Source organism: Bradyrhizobium sp. WSM3983 (assembly GCF_000473045.1).
Classification (GTDB): Bacteria; Pseudomonadota; Alphaproteobacteria; order Rhizobiales; family Xanthobacteraceae; genus Bradyrhizobium.
The window spans coordinates 80,375-93,935 of the sequence record NZ_AXAY01000026.1 but is presented as its reverse complement, the minus strand read 5'-3'; the positions used below and the strand labels follow the sequence as shown (position 1 = coordinate 93,935).

Annotated in this window: 11 protein-coding genes; 8 read left to right on the top strand and 3 right to left on the bottom strand. The window is 64.3% G+C overall.

Annotated elements, in window-relative coordinates; translation table 11 throughout:
• The first annotated feature begins 6 nt into the window (after positions 1 to 6).
• The 3 genes from YUA_RS45420 to YUA_RS0129660 all read left to right on the top strand — a co-directional run bounded on the left by YUA_RS45420 (position 7) and on the right by YUA_RS0129660 (position 2,746).
• The gene (locus YUA_RS45420) at positions 7 to 1,236 is read left to right on the top strand and encodes an MFS transporter (protein ID WP_051383454.1); all 1,230 of its coding nucleotides are present in this window, start codon (positions 7 to 9) and stop codon (positions 1,234 to 1,236) included.
• A 77-nt stretch (positions 1,237 to 1,313) separates the two neighbouring features.
• Positions 1,314 to 1,727, top strand: a complete 414-nt coding sequence (locus YUA_RS0129665) for a cupin domain-containing protein (protein ID WP_027533958.1) — start codon at positions 1,314 to 1,316, stop codon at positions 1,725 to 1,727.
• A 2-nt stretch (positions 1,728 to 1,729) separates the two neighbouring features.
• Positions 1,730 to 2,746 (top strand): zinc-dependent alcohol dehydrogenase family protein, encoded by a 1,017-nt coding sequence (locus YUA_RS0129660; RefSeq protein WP_027533957.1) that lies wholly within the window; start codon positions 1,730 to 1,732, stop codon positions 2,744 to 2,746.
• 15 nt (positions 2,747 to 2,761) lie between these two features.
• Here the strand turns inward: YUA_RS0129660 and YUA_RS0129655 are convergent, their stop codons facing one another.
• Entirely contained in the window at positions 2,762 to 3,214 is a 453-nt protein-coding gene (locus YUA_RS0129655) for a low molecular weight phosphatase family protein (RefSeq protein WP_027533956.1), read from the bottom strand.
• Between the two features lie 254 nt (positions 3,215 to 3,468).
• Positions 3,469 to 5,208 carry a methyl-accepting chemotaxis protein gene (locus YUA_RS0129650; protein WP_027533955.1) on the bottom strand — a complete coding sequence of 580 codons (1,740 nt, stop codon included), beginning with the start codon at positions 5,206 to 5,208 and terminating at the stop codon, positions 3,469 to 3,471.
• 316 nt (positions 5,209 to 5,524) lie between these two features.
• On the opposite strand from YUA_RS0129650, the gene YUA_RS0129645 reads away from it, so the two are divergent.
• From YUA_RS0129645 to YUA_RS45415, 5 genes are all read left to right on the top strand, one after another.
• On the top strand, positions 5,525 to 6,907 hold the full coding sequence (locus YUA_RS0129645; RefSeq protein ID WP_027533954.1) for an ethanolamine ammonia-lyase subunit EutB: 1,383 nt from the start codon (positions 5,525 to 5,527) through the stop codon (positions 6,905 to 6,907).
• A 171-nt stretch (positions 6,908 to 7,078) separates the two neighbouring features.
• On the top strand, positions 7,079 to 8,665 hold the full coding sequence (locus tag YUA_RS0129640; protein WP_027533953.1) for a B12-binding domain-containing radical SAM protein: 1,587 nt from the start codon (positions 7,079 to 7,081) through the stop codon (positions 8,663 to 8,665).
• On the top strand, positions 8,662 to 9,447 hold the full coding sequence (eutC, locus tag YUA_RS0129635) for an ethanolamine ammonia-lyase subunit EutC (RefSeq protein WP_027533952.1): 786 nt from the start codon (positions 8,662 to 8,664) through the stop codon (positions 9,445 to 9,447). The genes YUA_RS0129640 and eutC overlap by 4 nt, the downstream gene beginning before the upstream one ends.
• A gap of 205 nt (positions 9,448 to 9,652) precedes the next feature.
• Positions 9,653 to 12,019 carry an RND family transporter gene (locus YUA_RS0129630; protein ID WP_027533951.1) on the top strand — a complete coding sequence of 789 codons (2,367 nt, stop codon included), beginning with the start codon at positions 9,653 to 9,655 and terminating at the stop codon, positions 12,017 to 12,019.
• Positions 12,020 to 12,078: 59 nt separating this feature from the next.
• Positions 12,079 to 12,870, top strand: a complete 792-nt coding sequence (locus YUA_RS45415; RefSeq protein WP_051383453.1) for a class I SAM-dependent methyltransferase — start codon at positions 12,079 to 12,081, stop codon at positions 12,868 to 12,870.
• A 66-nt stretch (positions 12,871 to 12,936) separates the two neighbouring features.
• Here the strand turns inward: YUA_RS45415 and YUA_RS0129620 are convergent, their stop codons facing one another.
• Positions 12,937 to 13,434: a hypothetical protein gene (locus YUA_RS0129620; protein WP_027533950.1), complete on the bottom strand. Its 498-nt coding sequence runs from the start codon at positions 13,432 to 13,434 to the stop codon at positions 12,937 to 12,939.
• Positions 13,435 to 13,561 lie beyond the last annotated feature (127 nt).

The window sequence follows — 13,561 nt, the reverse complement described above, 5'->3', positions numbered from 1 at the left end:
TTCCCGATGGACGTGACGACAAATCAGACGGCAGCGCAGCCCGCGGCTCCATGGAGCGCGGTTTTCGCGCTGTCGCTTTGTGCCTCGACGCTGGTCGCGTCCGAATGGATGCCCGTGAGTCTGCTCACGCCAATCGCGGATAGTCTGGATCTGACCGAAGGGCAGGCAGGACAGGCCATTTCCATATCCGGCCTCTTCGCCATCCTCACCAGTCTCTTCATCTCGGCCGCGACGCGCGGTGTCGATCGTCGGTCCGTCTTGCTGTGGCTGAGCGGCATCACGATTGTCTCCGGTGTCTTCGTTGCTTTCGCGCCCGGTTACCCGGTCTTCATGGTCGGACGTGCGCTGGTCGGCATCGCTGTCGGCGGCTTCTGGTCGATGTCGGCCGCGACGATGATCCGCATCGTGCCAGGCAAGGACGTGCCGCGTGCACTTGCGATTCTGAATGGCGGCAATGCCCTCGCGACGACGGTTGCCGCGCCTCTCGGCAGCTTCCTCGGCCAATACATCGGCTGGCGTGGCGCGTTCTTCTCCGTGGTGCCAGTTGCCGTGCTGACCCTGCTCTGGCAGTTTTTCACGCTGCCGGGGATGCCGAGCCAGGAACGCGCAAGTCCGGCGGCGGCGTTCAAGGTCCTGCGCCGCCCCGAAGTCCCCTACGGCATGATTGCAGCTGCGCTGTTCTTCCTCGGACAGTTCTCGCTCTTCACGTATTTGCGGCCTTTCTTCGAAATGGTGACGCGTGTCGAAGCCACGACCGTTTCGGTCCTGCTGCTGGTCATGGGCGTTGCTGGTCTTGTCGGCACGTCGCTGATCGGGCTCGTCATCCGCCAGCGCCTTTATGCTTCTCTCGTCTTGATGCCGTTCGCAATGGCCGTCATGGCGGTCGCGTTGACGGCGTACGGTTCCTCTCTCGGCGCGACGGCGGCGCTGATGTTTCTGTGGGGCTTCGTCGGCACGGCGGCGCCCGTGGGCTGGTGGACGTGGCTGAGCAGGGCATTGCCTGACGACGCGGAAGCAGGCGGCGGCCTGATGGTCGCGGTGGTTCAGTGCGCCATCACGATCGGAGCGGCGGGCGGCGGCGTGCTGTTCGACGGCGGCGGCTATCGGGCCACCTTTCTGTTCAGCGCGGTCATCCTCGCGCTCTCATCCTCGGTCATCTTGATCGGAGCCTTTCGTCGCAGGGTAAGAGCGCGTCCGCAATGCGCGGCCTGTGTGCCGGCAAGCCTGGCCTCGTAACGCGCAGGTCCCGTAACGCGGCATCGTTCGCAAGATTTGAAGCACCGGCAATAACGACCAACTCAAGGAGGCATAACATGCAAATTCGGCAAGCAGGCTCCCAGCCCTCGGCCCGGGCGCCAACTGAGTACTTCACCGGCACGGTCCGTATCGATCCCCTGTTTCCGGCCGTCGATCCATCTCGCGTCGCTGGCAATCACGTCACCTTCGAGCCTGGCGCGCGGACGGCGTGGCACACGCATCCGTTTGGCCAGACGCTCATCGTAACCTCAGGCCTCGGCCGCGTGCAGCGTTGGGGCGGCCCGATCGAGGAGATCCGTCCAGGCGATGTGGTCTCGTTCGAACCCGGCGAGAAGCACTGGCACGGCGCGTCTGTGGCAACAGCCATGAGCCATATCGCGATTCAGGAAACGCTCGACGGCAGCCCGGTCACCTGGATGGAACGGGTGACGGACGAGCAGTACGGCGATCCCGCCGCCAAAGGAGCATGACCATGAAGGCAACCGTCCTCTACGGCCCGGGCGATGTCCGCTACGAACAGGTCGACGACCCAAAAATCGTCCATCCGACCGATGCGATCATCAAGCTGTCGGCCACCTGCATTTGCGGCTCCGACCTCTGGCCCTATCGCGGGCTGCAGCCGAAGGAGGGGCCTGCGCATATGGGCCACGAATATTGCGGCGTCGTCGTCGAAATCGGCAGTGCGGTGCGGACCATCAAGCCCGGCCAGTTCGTCGTCGGCTCCTTCTGCCTTTCGGACAACACCTGCCCGCATTGCAAGTTCGGTTTCCAGTCATCGTGTGAGCAGCGTGAATTCATGTCGGGCGCGCAGGCCCCTTACGCGCGCGTTGCTCTCGCCGACGGTACGCTGGTCGCGACCAGGGAGATGCCGGGACGGGATCTGATCCCGCATCTGCTTGCGACCTCCGACGTGCTCGGCACCGGTTGGTACGCGGCGGACGCTGCGAATGTGAGGCAAGGCGCCGTGGTCACGGTGGTCGGCGACGGCGCGGTCGGCTTGATGGGCGTGCTTGCCGCGAAAGAGATGGGCGCCGAGCGCATCATCACCATGAGCCGCCACAAGACACGCCAGGATCTGGCCCGGGAGTTTGGCGCCACCGATATCGTCGTCGAGCGCGGCGCAGAAGGCATCGCACGCGTCAAGGAACTGACCAGGGGCGTCGGCGCCGACTCGGTGCTCGAATGCGTCGGCACGCAGGAAGCCATGTCCCAGGCCCTTGAATGCGCGCGACCTGGCGGCACGATCGGTTATGTCGGCGTTCCCCATGGCGTGACCTTCGATGGGCAGGCGTTGTTCTTCGGGCAGCGGCGCATGCTGGGCGGTCCTGCTCCGGTGCGGCGGTTCCTGCCCGATCTGATGGACCGGGTGCTCAACGGACGGATCCAGCCGGGCAAGGTGTTCGATCTCACGCTGCCGATCGACCAAGTCGCCGAAGGCTACAAAGCGATGGACCAGCGCCGCGCGATCAAGACGCTGCTGACGGTGTGACGGCCGGGCAGGGCGCTATCGGGAGCGGCTTTGCAGGCTCCCGATCAGTTGCCCGACCAGCTCATCGATCTTGCCCAGCGCCGTTGGCGGATCGAGGAATTCGATATCGTCCACGTTCCAATATTCGACACGATGGGCAACGTCGGCAAAGCGACGCTCAATCATGGGGCGATGTTCGGCGTCCTTCAGCGCGACCACAAGCGCCGCCTCCGCCAAGTCGTCGACGGTGCAGAGCACCGGATCGCGCGTAGCGCCTTCCGGCGTGATGCCTTTCGCTTGCAAGGCATTCAGCGTGTAGGGCGACATGGGCCCCACGTTTTCAGGAAAGAGCTTTTCGGCGACGGCGCGCGAGAAGGCGTGCCAACCCAGCCCTTCGAGCCGGGCTTGATGGTTGAAAACCTCCTCGGCGTAGCGGCTTCGATAGTAGTTGCCCGTGCAGAGAAACAGCACGCGATCGGTCTTGGTCATCAAGTCTTGCTTTCACCAACGAACTGCCTGCCGGAGACGTGAGGCGAGGTTCGAGGAAAAGCACCGCCGCCATGATGACATCATGACAGTGTTTTGCCCGACGCGTCAAATGGATTTCGTAAAATCCGTAAGTGACCAGGGCCGGCGGTCAAACCATTGATTTGGCTCACCCGTCTACTGTGCATGGGGTTGTTTTCGAGAATCTTTGTGTGAGGCAGTCCACCACCGGCTTCGCGGGCAGTGAACGTGCGCGATCATCCCGCCTTGGCGACGCGGCTCTCCGCCGCGTCCGAGCGCAGGTTCTGGAAGAATTTTTCGACCTCGCGCGACAGCGTGTCCGCCGTCGTGGTCAGGCTGCTTGCTGCCGTCAGCACCGAGGATGCGGCGGTATCAGTCTCGCCGATTGCGTCGCGGAGCGAGGTGATGTTGGCGACGAGGGTCTCGTTGCCTTGGGCGGCCGATTGCGCGTTGGAGGAGATCTCGCGGGTGGCTTGGTCCTGCTGGCCGACGGCGCCGGCAATCGCGGAGGTGACCTCGCTGATCTCGCGCACCGCGCCGCCGATCTCGCGGACGGCGTCGACCGCATTGCGGGTGGAGGACTGGATCATGGCGACGTTCTCGCTGATGTCGGCGGTCGCCTTCGCGGTCTGTCCCGCCAGCGCCTTGACCTCGTGGGCGACGACGGCAAAGCCGCGGCCGGCGTCGCCGGCGCGCGCGGCCTCGATGGTGGCGTTGAGCGCGAGCAGATTGGTCTGCTCGGCGATCGTCTGAATGAGGGTCAACACGCCGTCGATGCGCTGCGTGGCCGCGGCAAGGCTCTCGATCTCGGCGATGGATTTTTCGGTGCGCTGGCCGGTCTGCTCGACCGCGCTCGCGCTCTGCCGCACCTGGCGGCCGATCTCTTCCACGGACGCCGACAGCTCCTCGGCCGCACCCGCAACCGCCGTGACGTTGTGCGAGGCCTGCTCGGTGGCGTTGGCCGCCGTGCCGGCGCGGCTATTGGCATCCGCGGTGACGCGGGTGATGGTCTGCGCGGTCTCGCGCATGACCGCGGCGTTGTCGCTGAGCCCACGCATGATCGCACCAATGGCTTCGCGAAACGCCTCGACGGATTGCTCGATGTGGCGCGCGCGCTCTTCGCGTGCGGCGGAATCCTGCGAGACCTGCGAGGCGAGGTTCCGATTGCGGCCCATCGCGTCCTGGAACACCTCGATGGCGCGGGCCAGCGCCCCGATCTCGTCCGCGCGGCCGCTGTGCGGCACCACGACGTTCTCGGTGCCGTCGGCGACCTGCTTGATGGTCGCGGTGATCGCGGCGAGCGGCCTGGCGATCGAGCGGGCGATGATAATGATGCCGATCACGACCAGCGCCAGCGCCACGCCGCCGAGGCAGGTCAGCACCAGCGATAGGACGCGGTTGGTCTCAGTCTCCTGCGCGATCTGCTTGGCACGCCCGGCATAGACCTTGGAGAGCGCCTCGAGATCCTTGTTTAGCGCCGAGCGCACGGCGCGGTTGGCGTCGTTGTCGCCCCATTCGCGGCCCGCGGCTGCATTGATCTCGACGCCGCGGCGCACCAACTCCTTGCGGAAGTCGACGAACTGCTCGATGCGCTTCTTGAAGGTTGCGAACTGCTCGGAATCGTCAGCCTTGACGATGCTCTCCCAGCCCTTCACGACGCCCAGGATCTGTTCGTTGAACTTGAGCAGGCCGTCGCCGTATTTCTTCACGACGGCCGGTTCGGTCGACATGTAGACGCCGCGCGATTCCATCACGACGGCATAGACCAGCGAGTTGACGCGCTCGACGTTCAGCGCGGCGGCATTCGCCGTCTCGATCGCCCTGATCAGGTCGGCGCTGCGGCGGCTGTTGTAGTCGGACAGCATCGCGATCGCCGCGGTGAGCAGTGCGAATAGCGCAAAGATCGCATAGAGCTTGGTCGCAAGCGTGAAACGGCCTGCCAGATTGGCGGCATTCCCAGATCGGTCTGATGTCATGGTGTGGGGCCCGAATGGCCGGGAGTGGCCGGTGCGCGCGGTCGTACAAAAATGATGCAAAATTATGCAGAATGAAGATGGACGCAGTGTTAACGCGCAAGTCAGGGGTGTGCGCCTTTGGTCGCTGGAAAGGCGAGCTATCTCAGTGACCTGGCGTAATCCTATCGGTTCCCGGCAAGTCGACCTCGGGGATCGCCCGGAGTGCCCCAAACATCGGCGTGCATACAGACTGCCGAGCGGGTATTTCCCTGATGTCAGCGCCGCCTTCAAGATCGCCCTGGAGTCGGTCACTGGCTGACGAACCCCGGAGGGGCCTTTGGTCTACCGCCATACCATCGACGCCACGACCTACACCTTCCCGGACCTGCGCGACCTCCTCGCCAAGGCGACGCCGCCGCGCTCCGGCGATCGGCTGGCCGGCATTGCGGCGGGCAGCGCCGAGCAGATGATTGCCGCGCGGATGGCGCTTGCGGACGTCCCCCTCAGTCAATTTCTCAACGAGGCCATCATCCCCTATGAGGCCGACGAGGTTACCCGCCTCGTCATCGACAGCCATGACGCCAAGGCGTTCGCGCCGGTGGCCTCGCTGACCGTCGGAGCCTTCCGCGACTGGCTGCTGTCGGATGCGGCTAAGGCGGAGACCTTGCGCAACCTCGCGCCCGGCATCACGCCGGAGATGGCGGCCGCGGTCTCAAAACTGATGCGCAACCAGGACCTGATCCTGGGGGCGCGGAGATGCGAGGTCGCCACCGCCTTCCGGAACACCATCGGTCTGAAGGGCCGGATGAGCACGCGGCTGCAACCCAACCATCCCTTCGACGATGCCAGGGGTATCACCGCCTCGATCCTTGACGGTCTGCTGCTAGGGGCCGGCGATGCCTGCATCGGCATAAATCCGGCGAGCGACGATCCGGCCGTGATCGGGCAGTTGCTGCGGCTGCTGGACGAGATCATCGCGCGGCTGAAAATCCCGACGCAGGGCTGCGTGCTGACCCATGTCACCACGACGCTGGCGCTGATCGGGCAGGGCGTGCCGGTCGACCTCGTCTTCCAGTCGGTCGCCGGCACCGAAGCTGCCAACCGCAGTTTTGGCATCGATCTCGCTTTGCTGAAGGAGGCGCACGAGGCCGGACTGTCGCAGAAGCGCGGCACCGTCGGCGACAACGTGATGTATTTCGAGACCGGCCAGGGCTCGGCGCTGTCGGCCAACGCCCATCACGGCGTCGACCAGCAGACCTGCGAGGCGCGCGCCTATGCGGTGGCCCGCGCCTTTTCGCCATTACTGGTCAACAGCGTGGTCGGCTTCATCGGTCCGGAATATCTCTATGACGGCAAGGAGATCATCCGGGCGGGGCTGGAGGACCATTTCTGCGGCAAGCTGCTCGGACTGCCACTCGGGATCGACATCTGCTACACCAACCATGCCGAGGCGGACCAGGACGACATGGACAATCTGCTGACGCTGCTCGCAGCCGCCGGCGTCACCTTCATCATGGGGGTGCCCGGCGCCGACGACGTCATGCTGAACTACCAGTCCACCTCCTTCCACGATGCGCTTTATGTCCGCGACGTCTTCGGTACGGCCCGCGCGCCCGAGTTCGACGACTGGCTGGTCCAGAGCGGAATTGCCGGTGCCGACTTCCGGCTTGCCGGTGACGCAGGCCTGTTGCCCGATTTCGCCTCCCGGCTGATCGCGTGAGGTGAAAATTTCGCGAAAAACCCCAGCTCCCGGCGTGAACCGGAGAAACCATTGGCGCGTCTCACGAATTAGGTCGCTGCCACAATATTGAGGAATTCCGGTCGCAGCGTTACGTTATGTGTCTGGAGACCTCGTCAGTACCGTTCGTAGCACGTGGTTGGGGGAAGTTCGATGCGCGCTGAAAGCAACGGAACGTCGCGGCGGATCCTGTGCGTGTTTCCGCGTTACACCTCGTCGTTCGGGACGTTCGAGTATTCCTATCCGCTGACCGACGGCGTCCGCGCCTTCATGCCGCCGCAGGGCCTGCTGTTGCTCGCGGCCTATCTGCCCAGGGAATGGCAGGTCAAATTCGTCGACGAAAATCTTCGCCGCACGACGAAGGAAGAGTTCGAATGGGCGGAGGCCGTCTTCGTCAGCGGCATGCACATCCAGCGCCAGCAGATGAACGACATCTGCCGCCGCGCCCATGAATTCGACCTGCCGGTGGCGCTCGGCGGCCCCTCGGTCAGTGCCTGCCCGGACTATTACCCGTCGTTCGACTATCTCCATGTCGGTGAGCTCGGCGACGCTACCAACCAGCTGCTCGAAATCCTGTCGCGGGACACGTCTCGCCCCGAACGGCAGGTGGTGCTGACCACCAAGGACCGCGTGCCGATGACGGAGTTTCCGATCCCGGCCTATGAGCTCGCCGATGTGAAGCGGTATTTCCTCGGCAGCATCCAGTATTCCAGCGGCTGTCCCTATCAGTGCGAATTCTGCGACATCCCCGGCCTCTACGGCCGCAACCCGCGCATCAAGTCGCCGGAGCAGATCATCGCCGAGCTCGATCGCCTGCGCGAATGCGGCATGACCGACACGGTCTATTTCGTCGACGACAATTTCATCGGTAACCGCAAGGCGGCGATGGATCTGCTGCCGCATCTGATCGAGTGGCAGAAGAGGACCGGCTATGTGATGCGGCTCGCCTGCGAGGCGACGCTCAATATCGCCAAGCGCCCCGAAATCCTCGAGAAGATGCGTGAGGCCATGTTCCACACCATCTTCTGCGGCATCGAGACCCCCGATCCCGACGCACTGCACGCGATGCACAAGGACCACAACATGATGGTCCCGATCCTCGAGGGCGTGCGCACCATCAACTCCTACGGCATGGAGGTCGTCTCCGGCATCATCATGGGACTCGACACCGACAAGCCGAATACATCCGATGCGTTGCTGGCCTTCATCGAGGAATCCCAGATCCCGCTTCTCACCATCAACTTGCTTCAGGCGCTGCCGAAGACGCCGCTTTGGGACCGGCTTGAGCGCGACGGGCGCCTGGTCCATGACGACGGCCGCGATTCCAACGTCGACTTCCTGCTGCCTTATGACGAGGTCGTCGCATCCTGGAAGCACGCGATGGGCGTGGCTTACGAGCCCGAGAAGGTCTATGCGCGCTTCCAGTATCAATGCGACCACGTTTATCCGCATCGTCTCAAGATGCCGGTGCCGGACGAGATGAAGACCTGGCCCAACATCCGGCGCGGCTTGATCATGATGCGCAATATCTTCTGGAAGGTCGGCGTGCTCGGCGACTACAGGCGCGTCTTCTGGAAATTCGCGCTGGGGCGGATTCGCTGCGGTGACATGGAGGGCCTGATCGGCTGCACCATGATCGCGCATCATCTCATCACCTTCGCGCGCGCGGCTTCAACCGGCCAGCAGAACGCATCGAATTATTCGATCCGGCTGCGCGAAGCGTCCGTTCCCGCCGAATGAGCGACAAGCCCGTTCCGGCGCGCCCGACCGTCGACCTGAAGTCGCTTACACCTGCGCGCGTCGCGCTCGGGCGCAGCGGCGCGAGCCTGCCGACAAAACCGCTGCTCGATTTCACGCTGGCGCATGCCCGCGCCCGCGATGCCGTGCATTCCGCTTTCGATGCGCCGGGTCTGCTTGCCGGGCTCAGGGCGCTCGGCCTTGGCGCCACCGAGGTCACGAGCCGCGCTGCCGATCGCAGCGATTACCTGCGCCGGCCGGATCTGGGACGACAGCTCGATGCCGGCTCCGCCGCGGCGCTGGCGGATGGGGCCACCGCGCCGTGCCAGCTTGCGATCGTGATCGGCGACGGATTGTCGGCCGCCGCGGTCCATGCCCATGCGGTCGCGCTGCTGCATAGCCTGCTGCCGCTGTTGGGCGAAGGCGACGCTGTCGCGATCGGCCATGCCGTCGTCGCCTCAGGCGCGCGGGTCGCGCTCGGCGACGAGATCGGGGCCATTCTCGGCGCCCGCATGGTTTTGATGCTGATCGGCGAGCGGCCGGGCCTGTCGGCGCCCGATAGCCTCGGTGCCTATCTGACCTTCGCACCGAAGCCCGGCCTGACCGATGCCGAGCGAAACTGCGTGTCGAACATTCACAAGGCTGGGTTGAGCTATGACGAGGCGGCCCTCAAGATCGCCTGGCTGGTCCGCGAGGGGTTGGCGCGGGAGGCCACCGGCGTGACGCTCAAGGACGAGAGCGCCGACCGCGCGCCGCGTCGAATCGGCACGGCTGTGCCAGAATGACAGGCATTCCGGCAAAATCGCCGCATCTTGATCGATTTGGAGACCCTTGGCGTGCTTGCGAGAAGGGTGATTGACCTGCTAAACCGCTGCCGGCGATTTTCCGCGCATTTTCAAAGGGCAAGCCTCCCATTGGTATGGCGTTTTCAAGCCGTTCGCGGGGCGCAATAAGCTCGCTGACCGAACCGATTTAGGAACTGGACAAGGCATGCTCGAAAAGCACCGCGAGAATGAGGTTCATGTCGACAAGGTCGAGCAGGGGCCTACGTCCTCCATCGCCTTCGGGCTGGAGCGCATCGGGCTGATTGCGGTCCGCGCGCCGATCGTCTCCTGCATCATACTGCTCGCGCTGATCGTCGGCGCGGTGTTCGGCATCCATCGCATCAAGATCGACGATTCGCTGTCCCAGCTGTTCCGCTCCAACACGCCGGAATTCCGCCAGTATGAAGCGGTGACCAAGAAGTTCCCGGCGGAGGAATTCGACGTTCTCGTCGTGGTCGAAGGCCAGAAACTCCTGGCGCGGAACAATCTTGAGAAGCTGCGCGATTTCGTCACTGATATGCAGCTGGTCGAAGGCACCCGCGGTTTGGTCTCGCTATTCTCCGCGCGCCAGGCGCCGGCGCCGGGCAAGCTGCCGGCCGCGTTGTTCCCGGCCGAGCTGCCCGAGGGCGCGGCCTATGACCAGTTCATCGAGACCGTCAAAAACAACGAGATCATCCGCGGCAAGCTCTTGTCGGAGGACGGCACGCTCGCGCTGATCGTGCTGTCGCTCGATCCGGAGGTGGTAGCCTCCAACAAGCTCACCAAGACCGTCGGCGACATCCGCGCGCTGATGAAGGAGGATCTCGGTGATACCGGGCTGAGTGTGCAGCTTTCCGGCGTGCCGGTGATGCAGCTCGAGATTCGCAACGCGGTCGAGCGCGACGGACTCACCTACAACATCCTCGGCATTCTCGCCGGCTGCGTCATCGCCATCATCTTCTTCCGCAAGATCTCGTTCATGGTGGTGGCGGCATTCCCGCCGATGATAGCGATCCTGATCGCGCTCGGCGCGCTCGGCTGGGCCAATTTCAATCTCAACATGTTCCTGAACGTGATGACGCCGCTCATCATGGTGATCTCGTTCTCGGACTCGATGCAGCTGACCTTCGCCGCGCGCGACCGGCTGATCGCGGGCCAGGACAAATTCACCGCGTTCAAGAATGCGGTGCTGGTGGTGGGCCCGGCCTGCGTGCTGACGCACGGCACCGCCGGCATTTCTTTCATTGCGCTGCAGTTCTCCGACTCCGACCTGATCCGCAAATTCGGCGAAGCGGGACTGGCCGCGACCATCATCGCGCTGATCACGGTGCTGTCGCTGGTGCCGGTGTTCGGCGTGCTGTTCGTGCGCAATGAAAAGATCTTCGCCGTCAAATTCCAGACCGCGGACGCCGGCGTGCAGGCGCTGCGCAATTTCTGCTACTGGATCGCGGTGCGCATGGTCGGCCGGCCCGGCCTGTTCAGCTTGATTGCGGTGCTGTTCGTCGGCGGCCTTGGCGTCATCTACGGCCATCTGGAGCCGCGCTACCGGCTTGCCGACCAGGTGCCGGACAAGCGCCAGGCGGTGGCCGCCAGCAACCGGCTCGACGCCAAGCTGACCGGCGCCAATCCGGTCAACGTGCTGATCCAGTTCCCCAAGGGTGAAACGCTCTACTCGCCGGAGACGCTGCAAACCATCGCGGACGTGCACGCGACCGTGGAGAAGGCGGCCGGCGTCGGCAATGTCTGGTCGCTGGAGACGCTGCGCCGCTGGCTGGCCGAAAAGGCCGGCAGCGACGATGTCGCGACTCTCAAGGAATATGTCAACGTCATCCCCGAGCATCTGGTGCGGCGGTTCATCGATGCCGAGCAGGATGCGGTGGTTGTGGCCGGCCGCGTGCCGGACAAGGATTCCAGCCAGCTCCTGCCGATCGTCGACAAGCTGGACTCCGAGCTCGACGCCGTCCGCAAGAAGCATCCTGGCTACGAGGTTGCCGTCACCGGTCTCGCCGCCATCGCCGCGCGCAATTCGGCCGGCATGATCGAGAAGCTGAACCGCGGGCTCACCGTCGAATTCGCGCTGGTCGCGATCTTCATCGGCCTCGCCTTCCGCTCCTGGGTGGTGATGTTTGCCTGCATCCTGCCTGGCATCTTCCCAGTGGTGATGTCGGGAACGGTGCTGTGGGCGATGGGCGAGGGGCTGCAATTCGCCAGCGTCGTCGCGCTGACCGTCTCGTTTGGCTTGGGCTTAAGCGCCACCATCCACTTCCTCAATCGCCTTAGGCTTGAGAGCAAGCCGGGCGTCGGTTCAGCGCTCGCGGTGGAGCGCGCGACCGTGCTGGTCGGCCCGGCGTTGATCCTGACCACGCTGGTGCTGGCCTGCGGTCTCGTCGTCACCGTGTTCTCGGACCTGCCGTCGCTGCGGCTGTTCGGCTGGCTCAGCGCTTTCTCGATGGTGGCGGCGCTGGTGGCCGACCTCTTCATCCTGCGGCCGACGGCGATGTGGCTGATCAACCTGCACGCCAAGCTGCAGGGCCCCGACAAGCCGGCGATCTGAGCGGAGGTCATCACGCGGCCACCGAATCGCAGCACGCTGGCTGCGGTTCGAGAGGTATCATGCGGGAAACGCAGCACGACAACTCCATCACGGCGTTTCAGCAGAAGCGGGGCGGCGACTCCGCCGCCTTCCTTGCGCCGTTCCTGACACCGGACATGGTCCTGCTCGACGTTGGCTGCGGTCCAGGGACGATTACGGCTGCGCTTGCCGGGGTTGTTGGCAAGGCGATCGGCCTCGACATCGAGTCGAACGCAATCGCCGCGGCTCGTCAGCTTGCCGCCAGGGCTGGCTTCACCAATCTGTCCTTTGTCGAAGCCGACATGACCGCGCTTCCGTTCGAGGATGAGGCATTCGACGCGGTGTTCTTTCACGCGGTGCTCTATCACCAGAGCGAGGCGACGTTGATGCGAACGCTGGCGGAGGCGCGGCGGGTGCTGAAGCCGGGCGGGGTGCTCGGCACGCGTGACGCCGATGTCGGCGGCAACATTCTCCATCCCGAACTCGACGGCGTGCGCCTCGCGCTCGACCTCTGGCAACGCTGGTACGGGCACGACGATCCGGAGGCGCTTCGCTTTGGTCGCCGGCAGAGTGCCATTGTTCGCGCGCACGGCTTCATGCCGGTCTGGGCCGGCGCAAGCTATGTCAACCATAGCGCCGATGCGGCAAGCCGCGCCGAGGCGGTCACGGATGCGCGACGAAGCCTTCTCGGCCTCGGGCCGCAGCTTCTGAGCAGGGCGCTCGCGAGCGCCGAGGAGATCGAGGCGGCGCTTGCCGGTTGGGACGCCTGGGGGCGCGATCCGGATGCGGTTTACTTCAGGTGCCGATGCGAATGCGTTGCGCGGAAGGATTGATGTCAGCAAAAAGCCTCCGGCTCGCGAAAACCGGGGGCTTGTTTCTCTCGAAGCAGGAAGGGGCGATCAGCCCTTCGTCATCGTGATGTTCACGCCGCGGATCTCGCCCTTGGACGAAATCTGCACCGTCTGTTTGGAGCCGTTGGTGCGCAGCGAGAGATTGGCGGCAAAGCCGTTGGCCTCGACGAATACCTCGATCTGACCGCCACCGGCGGTGCCCTGAAGGTTGCCGAAGATGTTGCGGTTGGACTCGCTCCAGTTGCCGGAAATCCGCTCGCCCTGGCTCGTCACGTCGCTGGTGAGGTCGAACTTGTAGCTGTCGGAGGCGCAGTGCAGGGCCTGCTTGAGGCTGAGACCGGTGCCGGCGACCTTGTAGTCCGCCTTGCAGCGGATGCGCTCGGTCGAGCCGTCCGATAGCGACACCGTGCCGGTGCCGGTCCACGCCCCGTCGAAGCCGGCGAACGGCCCGGACGACTGAGCATGGCCTGCCGCAACTGAGAAGAGCAGCGCCGCACCAATGCCCGCCGCCTTGATCGCCAGTTCAGATCGCCCAAAGATTTTCATCATCAATATCCCGTTTTGGAACGACGTCCGTTCATGACAGGACGTCTCGCCACATCGAAAGTTTAGTGTTGCGAGCCTGAGTCAGGTTCAAGAGCCTGGATCAGGTTCACAGCCTAACCGCCCACAA